This window comes from Pseudomonas sp. CFII64, assembly GCF_000416235.1.
Lineage (GTDB): Bacteria > Pseudomonadota > Gammaproteobacteria > Pseudomonadales > Pseudomonadaceae > Aquipseudomonas.
In genome coordinates this window covers 291,188-314,760 of record NZ_ATLO01000049.1, presented here as the reverse complement: position 1 = coordinate 314,760, position 23,573 = coordinate 291,188, and the positions used below count along the sequence as shown (strand labels likewise).

Here is a 23,573-nt window from a genome sequence, read left to right as displayed (position 1 = left end):
ACTATTGTCGAATACCGCACGTAATTAGTGCTGCGGATAGTACCAGAGAATGCAGAACACGCAAGCAGCCGTTTAAACCGGTCGTCTGCTAAGATCGCGCATCCGTCATACTCCGTAACAGGAAAACCCCCGCGTGCCCGACGCCATTTTGCGCCTTGCCCTGCCCTCGCCATTGCGTCGTCTGTTCGACTACCGCGCCCCCGCCGGAGTGCTGCGCAGCGCATTGGAACCTGGCATGCGCGTGCGGGTGCCGTTCGGCCGTCGGGAAATGATCGGCATCCTGATAGAAGTCGCCGATCACAGCGAAGTCCCCGCCGAAAAGCTCAAGCCGGCCATTACCATCCTCGACCAGCATGCGCCGTTACCGCCCGCGTTGTTCAAGCTGTGCCTGTGGACGTCCCAGTATTACCAGCACAGCCTCGGCGACACCTTGAGCTGGGCGCTGCCCGTCTTGCTGCGCCAGGGCGAACTCGCCGAATCACGCCAGGAGCGCTTCTGGCAAGCGGCATCCGGCGCCAGTATCGACGACCCGCGCATCGCCCGCGCGCCCAAGCAACGTGAAGCGTTGACCACACTCGCCCAGCATCCCCACGGCGTGGCGCATCAGTTGCTCAGCAAATTGATGCTTAATAAGGAAAGCCTGAATCTGCTGCTGGCCAAACAGCTGGTGGAGGTCGAGGTGCGCAGCCACGCGCCGACGCCACGTCACGAGCACTGGCTGGCTCAGCCGGAATTGCCGCTCAACACCGAACAACGCGCAGCGTATGAAGCCATTCGCGCGGGCTTTGACAGTTTTCATGCATTCCTGCTGGCTGGAGTCACGGGCAGCGGCAAGACCGAAGTCTATCTGCAGCTGATTCGCGAAACCCTCGAAGCCGGCAAGCAGGCGCTGGTGCTGATCCCGGAGATCAACCTCGGCCCGCAAACCCTGGCGCGGTTCGAGCAGCGTTTCAATGCGCGCATCGCGCTGGTGCATTCGGCGGTCAACGACCGGGAGCGCCTGGACGCCTGGATTGCCGCCCGCGACGGCGATGCCGACATTATTATCGGCACCCGTTCGGCGCTGTTCACGCCGATGAAGAATCCCGGCTTGATCATCATCGACGAGGAACACGACGGCTCCTATAAACAGCAGGAAGGTTTGCGTTATCACGCCCGGGACCTGGCATTGGTGCGCGCGCGGCAGGAAAACATTCCCATCGTGCTCGGTTCCGCGACGCCCTCGCTGGAAAGCCTGCACAACGCCTACACCGGTCGTTATGGCCTGTTGCGCCTCAATGAGCGTGCGGGTGGCGCGCAACAGCCGAAATTCCTGCGTCTGGATGTAAAAAGCCGCCCGCTGGACAGCGGCATTTCCGGTCCGATGCAGCAGGCCATCGGCCAGACGCTGGCCGCCGGGCAACAGGTGCTGGTGTTCCTCAATCGACGCGGCTTTGCGCCGACCTTGCTGTGCCACGACTGCGGCTGGCTGTCCGGCTGCCCGCGTTGCGATGCGCGGATGACGGTGCATCAGCGCTCCGGCGAGTTGCGCTGCCATCACTGCGGCCACGTCGAGCGCGTGCCACGTCAATGCCCGTCGTGCGGCAAGGTGGATTTGCGCCCGGTCGGTGCCGGGACCGAACGCGCCGAGGAGCGGCTGGGCATCCTGTTTCCCGATTTCCCGGTGCTGCGCGTCGACCGCGACAGCACCTCGCGCAAGGACGCCATGAATCAGCTGTTCGCGACGATTCAGCGCGGCCAGCCGTGCATTCTGGTGGGCACGCAGATGCTTGCCAAAGGGCACCATTTTCCCCGAGTCACGCTGGTCTCGATCCTCGATGCCGACGGCGGCTTGTTCTCCGGCGACTTCCGCGCCAGTGAGCGCATGGCGCAGTTGATCGTGCAGGTCGCGGGGCGTGCCGGTCGCGCCGAAGAGCCTGGGCGGGTGATCATCCAGACGCATCTGGCTGAGCATCCGTTGCTGATTCAGCTCACCGAGCAAGGTTACTTCGCCTTTGCCGAGCAAGCCTTGAGTGAACGCCGCGCCGCTGGTCTGCCGCCGTTTTCCCACTTGGCGCTGCTGCGTGCCGAGGCGCACAAGCCGGGTCAGGCGGAAGGTTTCCTCGACGAAGCCTGCGCCGAAGCCGAGCAACTGTTGATCGACATGCAGTTGGGCGGCATCGAGCTGCTGGGCCCGGTCCCGGCGCCGATGGAACGCCGCGCCGGACGCTATCGCGCGCAACTGCTGGTGCAGGCCAGCGCCCGCGCACCACTGCATCGGCTGCTGAGTTCCTGGCTGCTGGCGCTGGAGCAAATGCCCAGCGGACGCCAGGTCAGGTGGTCGCTGGATGTGGATCCGGTGGATCTTTATTGATTTGCAGCGACCCCGCAGGACCGGCTTCAGCCGGGAGGGCCATTCTTCAGTCACCCGTGATCCTCCCGGCTGAAGCCGGTCCTACGGAGAGCATTGCATTTCAATGGTGATTTACAACCGCACATCCATCGCGGTTGGCAAGGTGGCTCCGGCAACGGATAATGCCCAGTTTTTCCACCCGCGCATCCAGGCGCTGCCGCGCTTGCGGTCGAAGAGAGCACCATGAAAGACACCATTCGCCAGCTGATCCAACAAGCACTGACCCGCCTCGTCAACGAAGGCGTCTTGCCAGAAGGGCTGTCGCCGTCGATTCAGGTGGAAAACGCCAAGGACAAGACCCACGGCGATTTCGCCAGCAATATCGCGATGATGCTCGCCAAGCCGGCCGGCATGAAGCCGCGTGACCTGGCCGAAAAACTCATTGCCGCGCTGCCTGCCGACGAGCAGGTCAGCAACGTGGAGATCGCCGGTCCAGGCTTCCTCAACTTCTTCCAGAACACCCAGGCTTTGGCGGCGCGCCTGGATGCCGCGTTGGCCGATGCGAAATTGTCGATCCACAAAGCAGGCCCGATCCAACGCACTGTGGTGGATCTTTCCGCGCCGAATCTGGCCAAGGAAATGCACGTCGGTCACTTGCGCTCGACGATCATCGGCGATGGCGTGGCCAATGTCCTTGAGTTCCTTGGCGACACTGTGATTCGTCAGAACCACGTCGGCGACTGGGGCACGCAATTCGGCATGTTGCTGGCGTATTTGCAGGAACAGCCGGCTGCCAGTGATGAGTTGTCCGATCTGGAAGATTTCTACCGCGCAGCGAAAAAACGCTTCGACGAGTCCGAAGAATTCGCCGAGCGCGCGCGTGGCCTGGTGGTCAAGTTGCAGGCGGGCGACGCCGAATGCCTGAGCCTGTGGACAAAATTCAAGGACATCTCGCTTTCTCACTGCCAGAAAGTCTATGACCTGCTGAACGTCAAGCTGACCCCGGCCGACGTGATGGGCGAAAGCGCCTACAACGATGATCTGGCCAATGTGGTCGCCGATCTGAAGGCCACTGGCCTGCTGGTGGAAAGCAACGGCGCGCAGTGCGTGTTCCTCGAAGAATTCAAGACCGCCGAAGGCACGCCGCTGCCAGTGATCGTGCAAAAGGCAGGCGGTGGTTATCTTTACGCCACCACTGACCTCGCGGCGATTCGCTATCGCAGCAAGGTGTTGAAAGCCGATCGTGCGCTGTATTTCGTCGATCAGCGTCAGGCGCTGCACTTCCAGCAAGTGTTCGAAGTGGCCCGCAAGGCCGGTTTTGTCCACGACGGCATGCAACTGGAACACATGGGTTTCGGCACTATGAACGGCGCCGACGGCCGCCCGTTCAAGACCCGCGACGGCGGCACCGTGAAGCTGATCGACTTGCTTGATGAAGCCAAAGAACGCGCCTATGCACTGGTTAAAGAGAAGAACCCGGAGCTGGCCGAGGACGAATTGCGCACCATCGCCAAGGCCGTGGGCATCAGTGCGGTGAAATACGCCGACCTGTCCAAGCACCGCGCCAGCGATTACAGCTTCAACTTCGAGCAGATGCTCAGTTTCGAAGGCAACACCGCGCCGTATCTGCTTTATGCCTACACCCGCGTGGCCGGTGTGTTCCGCAAGCTCGGCACGCCGTTCGACGCCAGCAAAGGCCAGATCGTGTTGCAGGCGCCCCAGGAAACCGAGCTGGCGGCGCGTCTGGCCCAGTTCGGCGAAATCCTGAATAACGTCGCCGAAAAAGGCACGCCTCACGTACTCTGTGCGTACATCTATGATTTGGCGGGTCTGTTCTCCAGTTTTTACGAGAACTGTCCGATCCTCGGCGCCGACAATGCGGATCAACAACAAAGCCGTCTGCGCCTTGCTGCCCTGACCGGCCGCACCCTCAAGCAAGGCCTGGATCTCTTGGGCCTGGAAACTCTGGAGCGTATGTAAGTTGGCAGTTGCGAAGAAGAAACCGGCTCCCAAGCGCGGCGCCAGCCGTCATCAGGCACCCGCGAAGAAGGCGATTCCTGGATGGTTGTGGCTGGTAATTGGCCTGAGCGTGGGTGCGTTCGTCGTGTTCCTGATGAAGCTCGAACCGGGTGGCGAAGACGTCAAGCGGGTCAAGGCCGATGCCAAGGCAGCCAAGATCGCCGAAGCGAACAAGACGCCGCCGAGCCCGACTGCACCGGTCAAGCCCAAGTACGATTTCTATACGCTGCTGCCGGAATCGGAAGTCATCGTGCCCAACGAAGCCGTGCCGGAAAAAACCCCGCCTGCGGTGGTCGCGCCGGTGGTTCCGGTGACGCCGGAGCAAGCCGCAAAAATTGATACGGCACGGGCCCAGGCAGCACTCAGCGGCCTGACTCCGCCACCGCCGCCACCGGTTGCCAAACCTGCCGCGGTTACGCAGTTCTTCCTGCAAGCGGGCTCGTTCCGCAAGAAAGAGGATGCGGACAAAGTACGTGCGCAGATCATTTTGCTGGGACAAACGGCTGGCGTTGAATCGGGTACGGTCAAGGAAGAAACCTGGTACCGCGTATTGGTCGGACCGTTCAGCAACCGCGAACAGCTGACCGTTGCCCAGAAGCAATTGGCGGGCGGCGGGTTTAGTAACCTGTTGTTGCAGCAGCGCAGTAAGTAATCGCCGGGGCACGCGGCACACTGAATCTGTCCATACTGTAGGACCGGCTTCAGCCGGGAGAGCGGTCGTTCTTATGACAGAACGGCTGTGGACGCACCGTCGTCCTCCCGGCCAACGCCGGTCCTACAAAACGAGTCCGCCCCACTACAGCCAGTCATGCGTTGGTCCAATGGGATGATTTCGTTCAACACCATTCATCCCCCAACCTTGCTCAAGGTTGAAATACCCTTCCCCACCCCCATATGAGTTTGCACAGGGCATTTTCGCCCCGCTGCGTGGAGACTCTCCCCTTGACCACCATCGTTTCAGTGCGCCGCCACGGCAAAGTCGTCATGGCTGGCGACGGCCAGGTTTCTCTGGGCAACACCGTCATGAAAGGCAACGCGAAAAAAGTGCGTCGTCTCTACCATGGTGAAGTGATCGCCGGTTTCGCCGGGGCCACAGCCGATGCGTTCACTCTTTTCGAACGCTTCGAAGGGCAACTTGAGAAGCACCAAGGTCATCTGGTGCGTGCCGCCGTCGAACTCGCCAAAGAATGGCGTACCGACCGTTCCCTCAGCCGTCTTGAGGCCATGCTGGCCGTTGCCAACAAAGACGCTTCGTTGATCATCACCGGTAACGGCGACGTCGTTGAGCCCGAAGATGGCTTGATCGCCATGGGTTCCGGCGGACCTTACGCACAGGCCGCCGCCCGCGCCCTGCTGCTCAAGACTGAACTGTCGGCCCGTGAAATCGCCGAAACCGCATTGCATATCGCTGGCGATATCTGCGTGTTCACCAACCACAACATCACCATTGAGGAGCAGGACCTCGCTGAATGAGCCTGCCTTGGCCGCTCCCGTGAGCGGCCATGCAGACCTCGATTCAGCTGGAGGGCCGCCAACTACCATGTCAATGACTCCCCGTGAAATCGTCCACGAACTCAATCGCCATATCATCGGCCAGGACGATGCCAAGCGCGCCGTCGCCATCGCCTTGCGTAACCGCTGGCGCCGGATGCAGCTGCCCGAAGAGCTGCGCGTTGAAGTGACACCCAAGAACATCCTGATGATCGGTCCGACCGGTGTCGGCAAGACCGAAATCGCCCGTCGCCTGGCCAAGCTGGCCAACGCGCCGTTCATCAAGGTTGAAGCGACCAAGTTCACCGAAGTCGGCTATGTCGGCCGCGACGTGGAGTCGATCATCCGCGACCTCGCCGACGCCGCCATCAAGCTGTTGCGCGAGCAGGAAATCGTCAAGGTGCGCCATCGCGCCGAAGACGCCGCTGAAGAACGCATTCTCGATGCTCTGTTGCCGCCAGCCCGCGCCGGTTTCAATGAAGACGCCCTGCCGGCCAGCGATTCCAACACGCGCCAGCTGTTCCGCAAGCGCCTGCGCGAGGGCCAGCTGGACGACAAGGAAATCGAAATCGAGATCAGCGAATCCGTCGGTGTCGATATTTCTGCGCCGCCGGGCATGGAAGAGATGACCAATCAGCTGCAAAGCCTGTTCGCCAACATGGGCAAGGGCAAGAAGAAGAGCCGCAAGCTCAAGGTCAAGGAAGCACTGAAACTGGTGCGCGAAGAAGAGGCCGGGCGCCTCGTCAACGAAGAAGAACTCAAAGCCAAGGCGCTGGAAGCCGTCGAGCAGCACGGCATCGTGTTCATCGACGAAATCGACAAGGTCGCCAAGCGCGGTAATTCCGGCGGCGTCGACGTTTCCCGCGAAGGCGTGCAGCGCGACTTGCTGCCGCTGATCGAAGGCTGCACGGTCAACACCAAGCTGGGCATGGTCAAGACTGACCACATCCTGTTCATCGCGTCCGGTGCGTTCCATTTGAGCAAGCCGAGCGATCTGGTGCCCGAGCTGCAAGGTCGCCTGCCGATTCGCGTCGAACTCAAGGCCCTGACGCCGCAGGATTTCGAACGCATCCTCAGCGAGCCTCATGCGTCGTTGACCGAACAATACTGCGCGCTGCTCAAGACCGAAGGTTTGAACATCGAGTTCCAGCCGGACGGCATCAAGCGCATCGCCGAGATTGCCTGGCAAGTGAACGAGAAGACCGAGAACATCGGTGCCCGCCGCCTGCACACCTTGCTTGAGCGCCTGCTCGAAGAAGTGTCGTTCAGCGCCGGTGACCTGGCCAGCGCGCCGGGTGCAGAGCTGATCCGGATCGATGCCGACTACGTCAACAGTCACCTGGGTGAACTGGCGAACGACGAAGATCTGTCGCGGTATATTCTTTAAGCTTCGAGTCGCAAGCTCCAAGCTACAAGCTGATCGGCTTGTGGCTCGGAGCTTCGCGGCTCCCTCTTGCAGCTTGTGGCTTGCAGCTTTACGCTGCCTCCTATGACCAAACTCCCCACCGCCATCCAGCTCCACAAAGCCTCGAAAACCCTGACACTGAAGTACGGGCCCGACGAGGAATATCATCTGCCGGCTGAATTTTTGCGGGTGCATTCGCCTTCCGCCGAGGTTCAGGGCCATGGCAAACCGATCCTGCAATTCGGCAAGCTCGGTGTTGGTTTGAGCAAGGTCGAACCGGCCGGTCAGTACGCACTGAAATTGACCTTCGATGACGGTCATGACAGCGGATTGTTCACCTGGGAATATCTCTATCAACTGGCGCAACGCCAGGAATCCCTCTGGGACGATTATTTGCTGGAGCTGAAAAACGCCGGCAAATCCCGCGATCCTGCCGAGCAAATCGTCAAGCTGATGCTGTGATCGCTCTAGCCCGCAGCTCCTGGCCGCCGGGCGTTTTAGGACGCGCTTTCTAATTCCTTTTGTTTCAATGTTCCGCGCAGCGGCCAATGACTGGCGCTGCTTGCGAATTTTTGAAATCTCGCGTAACCAATGACTCTGGCAAGTTCCCTGCATTGAAAAACATGCAGCACAAAGGGTGTGCATCGTAAACCGTCGCAGGGAGCGCAGCTGTTCAGACGCGCAAGACGGTGGCGTTGCCGGATCCCCTTGGAACACGTGTGTTTAGCCATCATCGGTAACCCGAGCATTAGTGCTGGCATTAGCCTGTGGCGCTGTTTTTTTCACAGGGAAGTCAGCGCTCGTCTCAGGACAATGGAGCGTCGTAGATGAGTAGCAAAAGCAACGATGACCTGCAAAAGCAAGCTTCTGAACACACCCTGGGACTCAATCCCGTGGTGGGCTTGCGTCGTAAGGATTTACTCAGCACTGCGCGGACCGTCTTGCGTCAGGCGCTCAAGCAACCCTGGCACAGCGCCAAACATGTCGCGCATTTTGGCCTCGAACTCAAAAACGTATTGCTGGGCAAATCGGCCCTGCAACCGGACAGCGACGACCGGCGTTTTCTCGATCCGGCCTGGAGCCAGAACCCGCTGTATCGCCGTTATCTGCAAACGTATCTGGCCTGGCGCAAAGAGCTGCATGACTGGGTCGGCTCCAGCAATCTGTCAGCGCAGGACATCAGTCGTGGTCACTTTGTGATCAATCTGCTGACCGAAGCCATGTCGCCCACCAACAGTGCGGCCAACCCCGCCGCGGTCAAGCGCTTCTTCGAAACGGGTGGCAAAAGCGTGCTCGATGGTTTGTCGCATCTGGCCAAGGATCTGGTCCACAACGGCGGCATGCCGAGCCAGGTCAACATGGACGCTTTCGAAGTCGGCAAGAGTCTGGGCACCACCGAAGGCGCCGTGGTCTATCGCAATGACGTGCTGGAGCTGATCCAGTACAAGCCGATCACCGAGCAGGTGCATGAGCGGCCGCTGCTGGTCGTGCCGCCGCAAATCAACAAGTTCTACGTATTCGATCTGAGCCCGGAAAAGAGCCTCGCGCGTTTCTGCCTGCGCAGTCAGGTGCAGACCTTTATCGTCAGCTGGCGCAACCCGACCAAGGCCCAGCGCGAATGGGGCCTTTCGACGTACATCGACGCCCTCAAGGACGCGGTGGAAGTGGTCATGGCCATCACTGGCAGCAAAGACATCAACATGCTGGGCGCCTGTTCCGGCGGCATCACCTGCACCGCGCTGCTGGGGCATTACGCCGCGCTGGGCGAACAGAAGGTTCACGCCCTGACGTTGCTGGTCAGCGTCCTCGATACCACGCTGGACAGCGATGTGGCGCTGTTTGTCGACGAGCAAACCCTGGAATCGGCCAAGCGCCATTCCTATCAGGCGGGCGTGCTGGAAGGACGCGACATGGCCAAGGTCTTCGCCTGGATGCGCCCCAACGATCTGATCTGGAATTACTGGGTCAACAATTACCTGCTGGGCAACGAACCGCCGGTTTTCGACATCCTGTTCTGGAACAACGACACCACGCGTCTGCCGGCGGCGTTTCATGGCGACCTGATCGAGATGTTCAAGAACAATCCGCTGATTCGGCCCAACGCCCTGGAAGTCTGCGGCACGCCGATTGACCTCAAGCAGGTCACCAGCGACGTGTTCTGTCTGGCCGGGACCAACGACCACATCACGCCTTGGTTGTCCTGCTACAAGTCGGCGCAGTTGTTTGGCGGCAAGACTGAATTCGTGCTGTCCAGCAGCGGTCACATACAGAGCATTCTCAACCCGCCGGGCAACCCCAAGTCGCGCTACATGACCAATACCGATATGCCCGCAGACCCAAAAGTCTGGCAAGAAAACGGCACCAAACACACCGATTCCTGGTGGCTGCACTGGCAAGCCTGGCAGGCCGAGCGTTCGGGCAAGCTGAAAAAGACCCCGACGCAACTGGGCAATAAAACCTGGCCGGCGGGCGAGGCGTCACCGGGGACTTATGTACACGAGCGCTGACAGCTAGTGTTTTGGCTATTGTGGGACCGGATTTATCCGGGAAGGCGGCATTTGCGACGACGAAAATGCAGCGGCTATACGGGCCTCTTCCCGGATGAATCCGGTCCTACAGGGCGAGCTTCTCAAAAATCCAAATGGGCTTTCGCGCATGCCGCAACCGTTTATTTTTCGCACCATTGATTTGAATGGTCACAGCATTCGCACCGCAGTGCGCCCCGGCAAACCTCATTTGACACCCTTGCTGATTTTCAACGGCATCGGTGCCAACCTGGAGTTGGTGTTTCCGTTCGTCGATGCGCTGGACCCGGATCTGGAAGTGATCGCGTTCGATGTGCCGGGCGTCGGTGGTTCTTCCACGCCAAGTCGCCCGTATCGCTTTCCCGGCCTGGCCAAACTGGCGGCGCGGATGCTCGATTATCTGGATTACGGTCAGGTCAACGTCATCGGCGTTTCATGGGGCGGCGCGCTGGCCCAACAGTTCGCCTACGATTATCCCGAGCGCTGCAAAAAGCTGGTGCTGGCGGCTACGGCGGCAGGCGCGGTCATGGTGCCGGGCAAACCCCGCGTGCTGTGGTTGATGGCCAGCCCGCGGCGTTATATCCAGCCGTCCCATGTGATTCGCATCGCGCCGGAAATCTACGGCGGTGCTTTTCGGCGCGATCCGCACCTGGCGGCGAATCATGCGGCCAAGGTTCGCTCGTCCGGCAAGCTGGGATATTACTGGCAGTTATTCGCGGGCATGGGCTGGACCAGCATTCACTGGCTGCACAAGATCCATCAGCCAACGCTGGTGCTGGCCGGTGACGACGATCCGCTGATCCCGCTGATCAACATGCGACTGCTGGCCTGGCGGATACCCAACGCCCAGCTACACATAATCGATGACGGTCATTTGTTTTTGATCACCCGGGCTGAAGCCGTGGCGCCCATCATCATGAAATTTCTGGAGCAGGAACGGCAGCGCGCCGTCATGCATCCACACCCCGCGCCCAGCGCGCGCTGAATTCATCGTCTTTAATCCACCACTCAAGGTTCACGATTCACGATTGGCAAGACGCTTCACTGACTGCACGCGAAGATCGGAGTTTCGCACAGCGCAGAACGACGCAAGCCCGCTCGGACAGGGGCTTGCGTAGCTGTATTGGTTCGATGGTACGACGAAGGAGTGTTGCCCCCATGCGAGACAAGCCCGTAAAAAGCAGCGACATTACAGCGCAGACCTATATCAATGCGCAAAGCGCGATTACCGGCCTGCGCGGTCAGGATCTATTTTCAACCTTGCGCACCATGGCCGCGCAGGGCTTGCGCCATCCATTACGCAGCGCCCGACACACGCTGGCGCTGGGCCGCCAATTGAGCCGAATCCTGTTGCTTGGCGAGACGCCCTACACGCCGAGCCCGCGCGACACCCGCTTCAATGACCCGACGTGGAGCCTCAACCCGCTTTACCGGCGTGGCGTGCAAGCCTATTTGAGCTGGCAGCATCAGGTCAGGCACTGGATCGACGACAGCGATCTGTCCAAAGACGACCGGGCGCGTGCGCATTTCATTTTCTCCTTGATCAACGACGCGGTGTCGCCGTCCAACACCCTGCTCAATCCAGTGGCAGTCAAGGAGTTGTTCAATACCGGTGGCAACAGTCTGTTCAAAGGCCTGAGCCATCTGTTCGACGACATGCTGCACAACAACGGTTTACCCAGACAAACCACCAAGGACGCGTTTGAAGTGGGCCGCACGGTGGCGACGACGCCCGGTTCGGTGGTGTTTCGCAATGAAGTGCTGGAGCTGATCCAGTACAAACCCATGAGTGAAAAACAGTACGCAAGGCCGATCCTGATCGTGCCGCCGCAGATCAACAAGTTCTACATTTTCGATCTCAGCCCGAATAACAGCTTCGTGCAGTACTGCCTCAAGAACGGCCTGCAAACCTTTGTCATCAGCTGGCGCAACCCGGATGTGCGTCATCGCGAGTGGGGGCTTTCCAGCTATGTTCAGGCCGCAGAAGAAGCCCTGAACGTCTGCCGCGCCATTACCGGTGCGCGGGAAGTGAATCTGGTGGGCGCCTGTGCCGGAGGCTTGACCATCGCTGCGCTGCAAGGCCATTTGCAGGCCAAGCGTCAACTGCGTCGCGTTTCCAGCGCTACCTACATGGTCAGCCTGCTGGACAGCCAGATCGAAAGCCCGGCCACGCTGTTCATCGACGAAGAAGCGCTGGAAGCGGCCAAGCGGCGCTCGTATCAACAAGGCGTACTGGACGGCCGCGACATGGCCAAGGTCTTTGCCTGGATGCGCCCCAACGACTTGATCTGGACCTACTGGATCAACAACTACCTGCTGGGAAAATCGCCGCCAGCGTTCGACATTCTCTACTGGAACAACGACACCACACGCTTGCCGGCGGCCATGCATGGCGACTTGCTGGACTTCTTCAAGCACAACCCGCTGACTCATCCAGGCGGTCTTGAAGTGTGCGGCACGCCCATCGATCTGCAGAAAGTCAACGTCGACAGCTTCAACGTTGCCGGCATCAACGACCACATCACGCCCTGGGACGCGGTCTATCGCTCGACCTTGTTGCTGGGCGGCGAACGACGTTTCCTGCTGTCCAACAGCGGCCATGTGCAGAGCATCCTGAATCCGCCGGGCAATCCTAAATCGACCTTTGTCGAACATGAAAAACTCAGCAGCGACCCGCGCGCCTGGTATTACGACGCCAAAAGCCATGACGGCAGCTGGTGGCCGACCTGGCTGGAGTGGGTCCAGGCGCGGTCTGGCGCACAACGGGAAACCCTGACCACCCTGGGCAACGCCAATTACCCGCCCATGGAAGCGGCGCCGGGGACTTATGTGCATGTGCGCTAGGCGTGATTCTGCTGGAGCGAGGCTTACCCGCGAACCCATCGATCAGTCGACATTGGTATCGACTGACATGACCCCTTCGCGGGCAAGCCGCGCTCCAACAATTCAAAACAAGAAGACTGGATGAAAACCCGCGACCGCATACTTGAATGTGCCTTGACCCTGTTCAACGAGCAGGGCGAGCCGAACGTTTCAACCCTGGAAATTGCCAACGAACTGGGGATCAGCCCCGGCAATCTGTATTACCACTTTCATGGCAAGGAGCCGGTGATCCTGGAGCTGTTCGAACGCTTTCACGCCGAACTGTCTCCGCTGCTCGACCCACCGGACAACGCGCAGCTGGCGGCAGAGGATTACTGGCTGTTCCTGCACCTGATCGTTGAGCGCCTGGCGTATTACCGGTTCCTGTTTCAGGACCTGTCCAATCTTGCCTCACGCCTGCCGAAGCTGGCGCGGGGGATTCGCAACCTGCTCAATGCCATCAAACGCACGCTGGCGTCGCTGCTGGCGCGTCTCAAAGCCGAAGGGCAGATCGTCAGCGATACCCAGGCGTTGGGGCAACTGGTGGAGCAGATCAGCATGACCTTGCTGTTTTCCCTGGATTACCAGCGCATTCTGGGCCGCAAAGGTCAGAGCGAGGTGGTGGTCTACCAGATCATGATGCTGGTCGCGCCGCACCTGATCCCCGCCTCCCGCGATGCTGCGCAGCAGTTGGCGATGCATTATCTGGAGGCGTGAAGTGGGACCCACGATTCGCTGTAGGACCGGCTTTAGCCGGGAGGACGTCGCTCGCGGCTGAGGTTCCTCGCGGCTGAAGCCGCTCCTACGGGGCTCAAAAAAACCCGGCCTGCTTGCACAGGTCGGGTTTTTTGTTTTCCAGCCTTGAATCAGGACTGGCTGGCAGGCGTCGACGAGGTCGAGTTGGTGCTCGCTGCCGGGGAAGCTGCGGTAGTGCTGGCAGCCGGTGTCGCGCTTGCGGTCGGCGTGGCCGCAGGTTTCGCCGCAGGTTTCGCAGCGGCCGGCTTGGCGGCTGCGGCTTTCGGTGCAGCAGGCTTTTTCGGCGCGGCCGGTTTCTTCGGCGTGGAAGCCTTGGCCGCCACCGCTTTAGCCTTGCTGGCCGTGGTCGTCGCCGCTTTATTGGCTGCTGCAACCGGTTTGGCCGCTGCCGCTTTCACTGCTGGCTTGGCCGCAGCGGTTTTGCTCGCCGCTTTATCCGCGGTTTTCGCGACGGTCTTGGCGGCTGCCTTGACCAACGGCTTGGCCGTGGCTTTGGGCCGGGATGCCGACGCACGAGTAACCGGCGGAACCGATTCGCCGGTCAGTTTTTCGATCTGCCGCGTCAGCAGATCAACCTTGTTGTGCAGTGCCTTGACTTCATTGCGGCTCGGCACACCCAGACGGGAAATGGCACTGTTCAGACGCTTGTCGAAAGCCCCTTCCAGCTCGCTCCATTTACCCAGCGCCAGGTCTTTCACATCGCCAACGCGCGACTTCGCCTTGCCCTTGACTTCATCGACCTCTTTGCTGAGGTCGGCCTTGGTTTCTTTCTCGGCCTTCTCGCCATCTTTGACGAGGGTTTCAAAAAGCTTACTGCCGTCATTGCTGACTTTGGAGTAAGCACCCAGGCCAGCCAGCCAGATTTGACGGGAGTATTTTTCGACTCCGCCGATCCAGGAGCTGCCTTCTTTCTCAAGCTTTTTCTTGCCAGCCATCCCGCTCTCCTTATTTTTTATTGACGACACGTTCGAGCAATGCCGTCAGCCCATCGAGCTTAGCAGAGAGTGTCTCGACGTCATGTCTGGAAGGGATGCCAATGCGATTCAGGGCACTGGCAACACGCCGATCAAAGGCGTTTTCGATTTTGTCCAGGCGGCTTTCAACGTCGTCTGCGACTTCGGCCACATCATCGGTGAAGGCCATGATTTCGCTGTTCGCCGCCTCGACTTTTTCGTCGATAACGCGCTTGGCTTTCTTTTCGGTTTCTTCGCCGGTACGGATCAGCTCTTTGATGTATTCGCTGCCTTCCTGCTCGGCCCAGGAATAAGCGCCCAGGCCGGCGAGCCAGATCTTGCGTGCATAGAGTCTGACTTCGGAAAGCGCCGTGTCCTGTTCGTCTTCGGCTTTTTTCTTCAACAACCTTACTTTGGCCATGCTGCACCTCTCATTCTGAAGTTGGAGGACATCCCCGTGGGAATGGGGCATAAGCACAAAGTAGGCGCAAAAATTAGAATGCTCACCCTAGGTTGGTGGCGTTGAATGTGTAGGACCGGCTTTAGCCGGGAGGATGTTCCTCGCGGCTGAAGCCGCTCCTACGGGATTGAAGCGAATTACGCCAGCAACGCCTTATCCAGCTGCTTTTCGACTTCAGCCTGAATCTGCCCGCTCATGGCCGACAAAAAGAAGTTCAGCTCAAGGTTGACTCGCACCAGCGCGTCTTCGACATCGACAGTGCCCTTGGCGCCCTTGCCGTTGAGTTCGACGCTGTCGCCATTCCACTCGTGGGCGATGCCATATTTTTCCGCCAGCTTTTCCACCAGCACCTCAGCCTTCTCGCGGGCCTTTTCTTTGCCCAGTGCGTGCGGGCGTTCAACAGTGATTCGGGCCATTAAAGGGCTCCTTCAGCGCAAGGTAAATCGTGGCGCAACTATAACAGCCGCTCCAGACGAAGAAACTGTTGTCGATGAGCCTTGTCAAGACAAAGCCAGCCCCGGCGATTAGAATGGCCGCACTTTATTCCGGTGACCGCGATATGAACGATCCGCGCAAAGGCAGCGATGCCGAACCCACGACTCACTTCGGTTACAAAAATGTGCCGGAAAGCCAGAAGGCCGAAAAAGTTGCGGAGGTTTTCCACTCCGTCGCGGCCAAATACGACTTGATGAACGACCTGCTGTCCGGTGGCATGCACCGCCTCTGGAAACGCTTTGCCATTGAGCTGTCCGGCGTCCGCACGGGCAACCGCGTGCTGGACATCGCCGGCGGCACCGGCGACCTGACCAAAAAATTCTCGCACCTGGTCGGCCCGACCGGCGAAGTGGTGCTGGCCGACATCAACGCCTCCATGCTCAAGGTCGGTCGTGACCGCCTGCTGGATCTGGGCGTCGCCGGCAACGTCAAGTTCGTCCAGGCCGACGCTGAAAAGCTGCCGTTCCCGGACAACCATTTCGACTGCGTAACCATCGCCTTCGGCCTGCGCAACGTGACGCACAAGGAAGACGCGCTGCGTTCCATGCTGCGTGTGCTCAAGCCAGGCGGTCGTCTGTTGGTGCTGGAATTCTCCAAGCCGACCAACAAGCTGATGTCCAAGGCTTATGACGCCTACTCGTTCGCCTTCATGCCGCTGATGGGCAAGCTGGTCACCAACGATTCGGAAAGCTACCGCTATCTGGCGGAGTCGATCCGCATGCACCCGAATCAGGAAACCTTGAAGTCGATGATGGTCGAGGCCGGTTTCGACCGCGTGACCTATCACAACATGACCGCCGGCGTTGTCGCGCTGCATCGCGGCATCAAGCCCTGATGTTGCTGCGCGGCTTGCTCGCCAGTGTCGAGCACGGCCTGAACCGTGTGCTGCGTCTGGACAGCACGGCATTGCCGCGCCTGCAGCGTTTGAGCGGCAAGGTGATCGTGGTTGACTGTCGTAACCCGGCATTGCAGCTGTTCATCCTGCCCAGCGACGAAGGCCTGATGCTCGCCGCGCACTGGGAAGTCGAGGCCGATTGCACCTTGCGTGCGCCGGCCGCCAGCCTGATGCGTCTGGCCTTGAGCCAGGACAAGACCGCCGTGTTGCACGGCCCGGATGTCGAGCTCGATGGTGACAGTTCAGTGTTGCTGGAACTGTTCGGCATTCTGCAAGACCTGGAGCTGGACTGGGAATTCGAGCTGTCGCGCTGGCTCGGCCCGGTCGCCAGCACGCTGCTGGGCAATCATCTGCGCAGTCGCGCCCGCTGGAGCAGCGAAAGCTTCGCCAGCATGAGTCAGAATCTTGCGGATTACCTGAGCGAAGAATCGCGCACACTGGTTGGTACGCACGAAGCCGAAGCACGTTTTGCCGAACTCGATCAGATCAAACTCGATCTGGAACGCCTTGAGGCGCGCTTTGAGCGCCTCGCCCAATCCCTTAATTCCAGCGATAACGCATGAAGTTGCTTGCCGTCCGCCGTCTGTTCCGCATCCAGCGTGTCGTGATCCGCTACCGTCTCGATGACTTGCTGTTCGCCCTGCCGCTGCCCTGGTGGATGCTCGCCTTGCGTTTCGTGATGCCGTGGCGCTGGTTTCCGCGCAAGGTGTCGGAGCTGCCGCGCGGCGCTCGACTGCGCATGGCGTTGCAGGATCTGGGGCCGATCTTCATCAAGTTCGGCCAGTTGCTGTCCACCCGCCGCGACCTGTTGCCGGAAGACATCGCCGACGAGTTGATGCTGCTGCAGGACCGCGTGCCGCCGTTCGATCCGCAACTGGCGATCAAATTGATCGAAGAGCAGCTGGGCGCGAAGATCAGCGAAGTGTTCAGCCGCTTTGACGTCACGCCGCTGGCCTCGGCGTCGGTTGCGCAAGTTCACTCCGCCAAGCTCAAGACCGGCGAAGAAGTCGTGGTCAAAGTGGTGCGTCCGGGTCTCAAGCCCATCATCGGCCAGGACCTGGCGTGGTTGTTCATTCTGGCCCGCACCGCCGAGCGCATGTCCGCCGATGCGCGCCTGCTGCATCCGGTGGATGTGGTCGCCGACTACGAAAAAACCATCTACGACGAGCTGGACCTGCTGCGCGAAGCGGCCAACTCCAGCCAGCTGCGCCGCAACTTCGAAGGCTCGCAGCTGCTGTACGTGCCGCAAGTCTATTGGGACTGGTGCCGGCCGAAAGTGCTGGTCATGGAGCGTATCTACGGCATTCAGGTCACCGATCTGGCGACCCTGGCCGATCAGCGCACCGACATGAAAATGCTCGCCGAACGCGGCGTGGAGATTTTCTTCACCCAGGTGTTCCGCGACAGCTTTTTCCACGCCGACATGCACCCCGGCAATATTTTCGTCAGCACGGTGAACCCGTGGAGCCCGCAATACATCGCCATCGACTGCGGGATCGTCGGCAGCCTGACCCCGGAAGATCAGGACTATCTGGCGCGTAACCTGTTTGCTTTCTTCAAGCGTGACTACCGCCGCGTGGCGCAGCTGCACATTGATTCGGGCTGGGTGCCGGCGGAAACCAAGCTCAACGAGTTCGAAGCGGCGATCCGCACCGTGTGCGAGCCGATCTTCGAAAAGCCGCTCAAGGATATTTCCTTCGGTCAGGTGCTGATGCGCCTGTTCCAGACCGCGCGCCGCTTCAACATGGAAGTCCAGCCGCAACTGGTGCTGTTGCAGAAAACCCTGCTGAACATCGAAGGCCTGGGTCGCCAGTTGTATCCGGACCTGGACCTGTGGAGCACCGCCCAGCCGTTCCTGGAACGCTGGATGCGTGAGCGCGTCAGCCCGAAAACCCTGTTCGGTAACCTGCAAGCCCAGGTCGAGCAGATTCCGCATCTGGCCAACATGACCCGCGACCTGCTGGAGCGCATGTCCCAACCGCACGCCAACGATCCGCCGCCACCATGGCGCGAGCGCGGTGACGGCTGGGCCTTGCGCCTGCTGGGCGCAGGGTTGCTGGCTGGCGGCGCGGTGATGGCCTCGACGCTTGCCGCAGACGGTGGCGAACTGCTCGCGCCGACCGCGTGGCCATCGTGGATCATGCTCGTTGCCGGTTTGTATCTGGTCGTGCGCCGATAGCCAGCGGCGCTGGCCGCTGGCACACTGTTCAACCCGCCGAGGCCCCAAGCCCGGCTGCCGGAGTAGATATGAAAGACTGGCTGGACGAAATCAAGTGGGACAGCGACGGCCTGGTGCCGGCGATTGCCCAGGATCACAAAACCGGGCGCGTGTTGATGATGGCGTGGATGAACCGTGAGGCGCTGAGCCTTACCGCCGCCGAAAATCGCGCCATCTATTGGTCGCGTTCACGTGGCAAACTCTGGCGCAAAGGCGAAGAATCGGGCCATGTGCAGAAACTGCATGAGCTGCGCCTGGACTGCGACGCCGACGTGATCATCATGATGGTCGAGCAAATCGGCGGCATCGCTTGCCATACCGGCCGCGAAAGCTGTTTCTACCGCGTCTACGAGGATGCGGGCTGGAAAACCGTGGACCCGGTGCTGAAAGATCCGGACGCCATTTATCACGCAGGACACTGAAACATGACTGATACCTTGTCCCGCCTGGCCGAAGTGCTTGAGTCGCGCAAAGGCGCGGCGGCCGACAGCTCTTACGTCGCCAGCCTGTATCACAAGGGTCTGAACAAGATTCTGGAAAAGGTCGGCGAAGAGTCGGTGGAAACGATCATTGCCGCCAAGGATGCCGCCGTCAGCGGCGATTGCAGCGACGTCATCTATGAAACCGCTGACCTGTGGTTTCACAGCATGGTCATGCTTGCCGCGCTGGGTCAGCATCCACAGGCGGTGCTCGATGAGCTGGACCGTCGTTTCGGCCTGTCGGGCCACGCGGAAAAAGCCGCGCGACCGGCCGACTGATTGTCAATTTTCGAATTTGAAACTTCTACGAGGAATGCTTCATGGGTATTTTTGACTGGAAACACTGGATCGTCATCCTGGTTGTCGTGGTACTGATTTTCGGCACCAAGAAACTCAAGGGCCTGGGCACTGATGTCGGCGAGTCGATCAAGGGCTTTCGCAAAGCCATGAGCGATGAAGAAAAAGCCGATCAGACTCCGCCGCCGGTGCAGCCGCAGCAGCCACCGCAGGCCGCGCCACAGGGTTCGCCCCTGAACCAGCCGCACACGATCGACGCGCAAGCGCACAAAGTCGAAGAGCCAATCCGCAAAGACTAGGTCGTATCGAATGTTTGGTATCAGCTTCTCTGAACTGCTGCTCGTCGGTCTCGTCGCCTTGCTGGTGCTGGGGCCGGAGCGTCTGCCGGGTGCCGCGCGCACCGCCGGACTCTGGGTAGGCCGGTTGAAACGCAGCTTCAATGCGATCAAACAGGAAGTTGAACGCGAAATCGGCGCCGACGAAATCCGTCGGCAGCTGCATAACGAACACATTCTGTCGCTGGAACAGGAAGCGCGCAAAATCATGTCGCCGCAACCGCCTGCCGCTGCACCGGTTGTGGAGGCAAGCGCTGCAGCGACCGAGCCGGTGGTCTCCACCGTGCCGGTTACCCCGCCCGCGCCGACACCTGCCGAGCTGGGCCCTGCCGCGCCTGCCGGGACTACGCCTGCCGAAACCGCGCCGGTGGAGCCGGCAAAACCTGCCGACGCGACGCCTGTTGAAGCATTGCCGCACGCTGAACCGACGCCGATCCCCAGCGCGCCTTCCGCCAACGATTCGTCACTGCCCCCGCGAGCCCCATGAGCGATATTCCGGAAAACGACCAGCAAATGCCGCTGGTCTCGCACCTCACAGAACTGCGTTCACGCCTGCTGCGCTGCGTCCTGGCGATCTTCGTAATCTTCGGCTGCCTGTTTTACTTCACCCAGAAGATCTACACCTTCGTCTCGGCACCGCTGCGGGTATTCCTGCCCGAAGGCGCAACGATGATCGCCACCGACGTGGCCTCGCCGTTCATCACGCCGTTCAAGCTGACCATGATGGTCGCGCTGTTCCTGGCCATGCCGGTCATCCTCCACCAGATCTGGGGCTTCATCGCACCGGGCCTGTACAAGCACGAAAAACGCGTCGCCGTGCCGCTGCTGGTGTCGAGCATCATCCTGTTTTATTCGGGTATGGCCTTCGCCTATTACCTGGTTTTCCCGCTGATTTTCCACTTCTTCGCCAGCGTGACGCCCGAAGGCGTGTCGATGATGACGGACATCGCCAGTTACCTGGACTTCGTCATGACGCTGTTCTTCGCCTTTGGCGTGGCGTTCGAGATTCCAGTGGCCGTGGTGCTGCTGGTGTGGATCGGCATCGTTGATGTGAAGTACCTGCGCAAGATCCGCCCTTACGTGGTCATCGGTTGCTTCGTGGTCGGCATGATCCTCACGCCGCCGGACATTTTCTCCCAGACCCTGCTCGCGGTGCCGATGTGGCTGCTGTTTGAGATCGGCGTGCTGTGCAGCTCGATGATCACCAAGCGTGGCGACCACGCTGAAGACCAGCCCGCCGACGAAGACAAGCAAGACCAGCCGCCTGCGACGCAGCCGTGAATCTGCTGCTTCTCGAAGACGCTGATTTTATTGCGGCTGACCGGGTCATCCTGCGCGACCGGCGCCTCAAGCACATGCAAGAGGTGCATCGTGCCGTGGTCGGCGACAGCCTGCGCGTTGGCCGGATCGGCGGATTGATGGGCAATGCCGAGTTGCTGCGCCTGGAAAATCACGAAGCGGAACTGCGCGTCAGCCTCGACAGCGCACCGCCTGCCAAATTGCCCTTGACCCTGCTGCTGGCCCTGCCTCGGCCGAAAATGCTGCGTCGGGTGTTCCAGACCGTCGCGACCATGGGTGTGCCAAAGGTCATCCTGCTCAACAGTTACCGGGTCGAAAAGAGCTTCTGGCAGACCCCGTTCCTGGAGCCCGCAGCGATTCGCGAGCAGCTGATTCTAGGCCTGGAACAGGCACGAGACAGCGTGCTGCCGGAAATCATCATCGAGAAGCGCTTCAAGCCGTTCGTTGAAGACCGCCTGCCGCAGCTCGTCGAAGGCACGCTCGGTCTGGTGGGACATCCCGGCCAGTTCCCGGCCTGCCCGAGAGCGGTGCAACAACCTGTAACACTCGCGATAGGTCCGGAAGGCGGCTGGATTCCTTATGAAATCGACCTGCTGAACAAGTCCGGCCTGCAGCCTGTGCAGCTTGGCGAGCGCATCCTGCGTGTCGAGACTGCTGTAACCGCCCTTCTCGCCCGCCTTTTCTAGCCCCCCATTTGAGGGGCCAGCGCCTTCAGTTTCCCTACGGACAGCCGATGTAGGACTACGCCTACAATTATTCGCTACAAGGAGTTGCACGATGCCACGCTGGTTCACCCAAGCCCTCGGAAACATGAGCGTCAGTCTCAAGCTGGCAGTGGGCTTCGGCCTGGTGTTGTTAATGACCGTGCTGATTACCATCACCGGTTGGCTGAGCGTGACATCCTTGATCGAGCGCGGCGACAAGCTTGCGTCCATTGAGGAAGTCAGTGACCAGACGATGGAGCTGCGCATCAAACGGCTGATCTACGAGCGGCAGTACGACGCCGAATCGGCAGCGGCTGTGGCCGCCACTCTGGACAAGCTCGATGCCGCGCTGAAAAAAGCCCGCAGCCAGGTTGCCAGCCCCGAAAGCCTGAAGTGGCTGGATCAGCAGCAACAATTGGCCAGTGAATACCGCCAGGCGTTCGCTGATATGACCAAGGCCATTACGTCCCGGGAAGCCAGCCGAGGCCTGATGGGCGACGCTGCCGATAAAGCGGTGGCAGAGATCGACAAGATCGAAGCGTCGCTGCTGCAAGGCGACGACATGCTTCAATTCAACGGCGCGGTTGAGGTCAGCAAACTGATCCAGCAAGCGCGTTATCAGGTGCGCGGTTACACCTACAGCGGCAAGGCCGAATTCGAAAAGAACGCCAATGCCGGGATCGATCAGGCGTTGGTCGGCATCAATGCCCTGGCAGGCAGCATCCCGCCGGTTTATCTGGGGCAGTTGCAAACCGCCACTGTCGGTCTCAAGGCTTATCAGGCGGCCGTGGGGCAATACCGCGATGGCCAGCTGGCCGGTAAACAGGCCCTGGAGAAAATGACCAAGGCCGGCCAGGATCTGCTGGATGTCAGCGACCAGTTGAGCGCCGACCAATACGCCAAACGGGGCGCTGAAAGCCAGAACGCCCGGTCGATGCTGAGCATAGCCACCGCACTGGCTCTGCTGTTCGGCGTCATCGCCGCCTGGGTCATCACCCGTCAGATCGTCGTACCGTTGCTGCAAACCTTGCAGATTGTCGAACGCGTGGCGTCGGGCGACCTGAGCAACAACCTGAAAATCGACCGCAAGGATGAGCTGGGCAAGCTGCAGGGCAGCATCCAGCGCATGACCGTCAGCCTGCGCGAGCTGATTGGCGGCATCCGCGATGGCGTCACGCAAATCGCCAGCGCGGCCGAGGAACTGTCCGCCGTGACCGAGCAAACCAGCGCCGGGGTCAACAGCCAGAAAGTCGAGACCGATCAGGTCGCCACCGCCATGCACGAAATGACCGCCACGGTGCAGGAAGTCGCGCGCAACGCCGAGGAGGCCTCAGAGGCCGCAGTGGCTGCCGATCAGCAAGCACGCGAAGGTGATCGCGTGGTCAACGAGGCCATCGCCCAGATCGAGCGTCTGGCCGCCGAAGTGGGTAATTCCACCGAAGCCATGAGCGAACTCAAGCGCGAGAGCGACAAGATTGGCAGCGTCCTGGACGTTATCAAGTCGGTGGCCCAGCAAACCAACCTGCTGGCCTTGAACGCCGCCATCGAGGCCGCGCGCGCCGGTGAAGCGGGTCGCGGATTCGCCGTGGTGGCCGATGAAGTGCGCAGCCTGGCCCAGCGCACGCAAAAATCCACCGAGGAAATCGAGCAGCTGATTTCCGGCTTGCAGAGCGGCACGCAGCAAGTGGCAACGATCATGGACAACAGCCGCGAACTGACCATCAGCAGCGTCGACCTGACCCGCCGTGCCGGAAACTCGCTGGAAAACATCACCCGGACCGTTTCGGCGATCCAGGCGATGAACCAGCAGATCGCCGCCGCAGCCGAAGAGCAAAGCGCCACCGCCGAGGAAATCAATCGCAGCATCCTCAACGTGCGCGACGTCTCGGAACAAACCTCCGCCGCCAGCGAAGAAACCGCCGCCTCCAGCGTCGAACTGGCGCGGTTGGGCAGTCACCTGCAGGTGCTGGTGAGCAAGTTCAGGGTTTGATGCCTGCACGTAACACCGTTGGCGAGGCTTGCTCGCGAATCGGATTTTCATTCGATAT

General features: G+C 60.3%; 22 protein-coding genes and 2 pseudogenes. 21 read left to right on the top strand and 3 right to left on the bottom strand.

Annotated elements, in window-relative coordinates; all coding sequences use genetic code 11:
- The first annotated feature begins 133 nt into the window (after positions 1 to 133).
- The 10 genes from CFII64_RS24385 to CFII64_RS24340 all read left to right on the top strand — a co-directional run bounded on the left by CFII64_RS24385 (position 134) and on the right by CFII64_RS24340 (position 13,351).
- Positions 134 to 2,353 (top strand): primosomal protein N', encoded by a 2,220-nt coding sequence (locus tag CFII64_RS24385; protein ID WP_020293532.1) that lies wholly within the window; start codon positions 134 to 136, stop codon positions 2,351 to 2,353.
- 222 nt (positions 2,354 to 2,575) lie between these two features.
- Positions 2,576 to 4,312, top strand: coding sequence for an arginine--tRNA ligase (gene argS / locus CFII64_RS24380; RefSeq protein ID WP_020293531.1), 1,737 nt, complete (start codon positions 2,576 to 2,578; stop codon positions 4,310 to 4,312).
- Between the two features lies 1 nt (position 4,313).
- Entirely contained in the window at positions 4,314 to 5,003 is a 690-nt protein-coding gene (locus CFII64_RS24375; protein ID WP_020293530.1) for an SPOR domain-containing protein, read from the top strand.
- Positions 5,004 to 5,293: 290 nt separating this feature from the next.
- Positions 5,294 to 5,824, top strand: coding sequence for an ATP-dependent protease subunit HslV (gene hslV, locus CFII64_RS24370; protein ID WP_020293529.1), 531 nt, complete (start codon positions 5,294 to 5,296; stop codon positions 5,822 to 5,824).
- 67 nt (positions 5,825 to 5,891) lie between these two features.
- The gene (hslU, locus tag CFII64_RS24365) at positions 5,892 to 7,229 is read left to right on the top strand and encodes an HslU--HslV peptidase ATPase subunit (RefSeq protein WP_020293528.1); all 1,338 of its coding nucleotides are present in this window, start codon (positions 5,892 to 5,894) and stop codon (positions 7,227 to 7,229) included.
- 102 nt (positions 7,230 to 7,331) lie between these two features.
- Positions 7,332 to 7,709: a gamma-butyrobetaine hydroxylase-like domain-containing protein gene (locus CFII64_RS24360; protein WP_020293527.1), complete on the top strand. Its 378-nt coding sequence runs from the start codon at positions 7,332 to 7,334 to the stop codon at positions 7,707 to 7,709.
- Between the two features lie 365 nt (positions 7,710 to 8,074).
- Positions 8,075 to 9,754, top strand: coding sequence for a class II poly(R)-hydroxyalkanoic acid synthase (phaC, locus tag CFII64_RS24355; protein WP_020293526.1), 1,680 nt, complete (start codon positions 8,075 to 8,077; stop codon positions 9,752 to 9,754).
- Positions 9,755 to 9,902: 148 nt separating this feature from the next.
- Complete coding sequence (gene phaZ / locus CFII64_RS24350; RefSeq protein ID WP_020293525.1) at positions 9,903 to 10,757, top strand: poly(3-hydroxyalkanoate) depolymerase; 855 nt, start codon at positions 9,903 to 9,905, stop codon at positions 10,755 to 10,757.
- Positions 10,758 to 10,930: 173 nt separating this feature from the next.
- The gene (gene phaC, locus CFII64_RS24345; protein ID WP_020293524.1) at positions 10,931 to 12,616 is read left to right on the top strand and encodes a class II poly(R)-hydroxyalkanoic acid synthase; all 1,686 of its coding nucleotides are present in this window, start codon (positions 10,931 to 10,933) and stop codon (positions 12,614 to 12,616) included.
- A gap of 120 nt (positions 12,617 to 12,736) precedes the next feature.
- Positions 12,737 to 13,351, top strand: coding sequence for a TetR/AcrR family transcriptional regulator (locus CFII64_RS24340; RefSeq protein WP_020293523.1), 615 nt, complete (start codon positions 12,737 to 12,739; stop codon positions 13,349 to 13,351).
- Between the two features lie 149 nt (positions 13,352 to 13,500).
- Here CFII64_RS24340 and CFII64_RS24335 read toward each other — a convergent pair whose 3' ends face one another.
- The 3 genes from CFII64_RS24335 to CFII64_RS24325 all read right to left on the bottom strand — a co-directional run bounded on the left by CFII64_RS24335 (position 13,501) and on the right by CFII64_RS24325 (position 15,219).
- Positions 13,501 to 14,325 carry a phasin family protein gene (locus CFII64_RS24335; RefSeq protein ID WP_020293522.1) on the bottom strand — a complete coding sequence of 275 codons (825 nt, stop codon included), beginning with the start codon at positions 14,323 to 14,325 and terminating at the stop codon, positions 13,501 to 13,503.
- Between the two features lie 10 nt (positions 14,326 to 14,335).
- Entirely contained in the window at positions 14,336 to 14,764 is a 429-nt protein-coding gene (locus tag CFII64_RS24330; RefSeq protein WP_020293521.1) for a phasin family protein, read from the bottom strand.
- Positions 14,765 to 14,940: 176 nt separating this feature from the next.
- The gene (locus tag CFII64_RS24325) at positions 14,941 to 15,219 is read right to left on the bottom strand and encodes a polyhydroxyalkanoic acid system family protein (RefSeq protein WP_020293520.1); all 279 of its coding nucleotides are present in this window, start codon (positions 15,217 to 15,219) and stop codon (positions 14,941 to 14,943) included.
- Positions 15,220 to 15,362: 143 nt separating this feature from the next.
- Here CFII64_RS24325 and ubiE point away from each other — a divergent pair, with 143 nt between their 5' ends.
- The 11 genes and pseudogenes from ubiE to CFII64_RS30610 form a co-directional block, all read left to right on the top strand.
- Positions 15,363 to 16,133: a bifunctional demethylmenaquinone methyltransferase/2-methoxy-6-polyprenyl-1,4-benzoquinol methylase UbiE gene (gene ubiE / locus CFII64_RS24320; RefSeq protein WP_020293519.1), complete on the top strand. Its 771-nt coding sequence runs from the start codon at positions 15,363 to 15,365 to the stop codon at positions 16,131 to 16,133.
- Entirely contained in the window at positions 16,133 to 16,756 is a 624-nt protein-coding gene (locus CFII64_RS24315; protein ID WP_020293518.1) for an SCP2 domain-containing protein, read from the top strand. The genes ubiE and CFII64_RS24315 overlap by 1 nt, the downstream gene beginning before the upstream one ends.
- A complete protein-coding gene (gene ubiB / locus CFII64_RS24310; RefSeq protein WP_020293517.1) occupies positions 16,753 to 18,372 on the top strand; it encodes a ubiquinone biosynthesis regulatory protein kinase UbiB in 1,620 nt (539 codons plus the stop codon). The genes CFII64_RS24315 and ubiB overlap by 4 nt, the downstream gene beginning before the upstream one ends.
- A 68-nt stretch (positions 18,373 to 18,440) precedes the next feature.
- A complete protein-coding gene (gene hisI, locus CFII64_RS24305) occupies positions 18,441 to 18,833 on the top strand; it encodes a phosphoribosyl-AMP cyclohydrolase (RefSeq protein ID WP_020293516.1) in 393 nt (130 codons plus the stop codon).
- 3 nt (positions 18,834 to 18,836) lie between these two features.
- A complete protein-coding gene (locus tag CFII64_RS24300) occupies positions 18,837 to 19,169 on the top strand; it encodes a phosphoribosyl-ATP diphosphatase (RefSeq protein ID WP_020293515.1) in 333 nt (110 codons plus the stop codon).
- A gap of 41 nt (positions 19,170 to 19,210) precedes the next feature.
- Positions 19,211 to 19,486: a twin-arginine translocase TatA/TatE family subunit gene (locus tag CFII64_RS24295; protein ID WP_020293514.1), complete on the top strand. Its 276-nt coding sequence runs from the start codon at positions 19,211 to 19,213 to the stop codon at positions 19,484 to 19,486.
- A 10-nt stretch (positions 19,487 to 19,496) separates the two neighbouring features.
- Complete coding sequence (gene tatB, locus CFII64_RS24290; protein WP_020293513.1) at positions 19,497 to 20,009, top strand: Sec-independent protein translocase protein TatB; 513 nt, start codon at positions 19,497 to 19,499, stop codon at positions 20,007 to 20,009.
- Complete coding sequence (gene tatC / locus CFII64_RS24285) at positions 20,006 to 20,803, top strand: twin-arginine translocase subunit TatC (RefSeq protein ID WP_020293512.1); 798 nt, start codon at positions 20,006 to 20,008, stop codon at positions 20,801 to 20,803. Before tatB ends, tatC begins: the two co-directional genes overlap by 4 nt.
- Positions 20,800 to 21,507, top strand: coding sequence for a 16S rRNA (uracil(1498)-N(3))-methyltransferase (locus CFII64_RS24280; protein WP_020293511.1), 708 nt, complete (start codon positions 20,800 to 20,802; stop codon positions 21,505 to 21,507). Before tatC ends, CFII64_RS24280 begins: the two co-directional genes overlap by 4 nt.
- A 91-nt stretch (positions 21,508 to 21,598) precedes the next feature.
- A pseudogene (locus CFII64_RS30615) lies at positions 21,599 to 22,393 on the top strand (methyl-accepting chemotaxis protein); the annotation flags it as partial.
- 72 nt (positions 22,394 to 22,465) lie between these two features.
- Positions 22,466 to 23,515 (top strand): annotated as a pseudogene (locus tag CFII64_RS30610) (methyl-accepting chemotaxis protein); the annotation flags it as partial.
- Between the last annotated feature and the right edge of the window lie 58 nt (positions 23,516 to 23,573).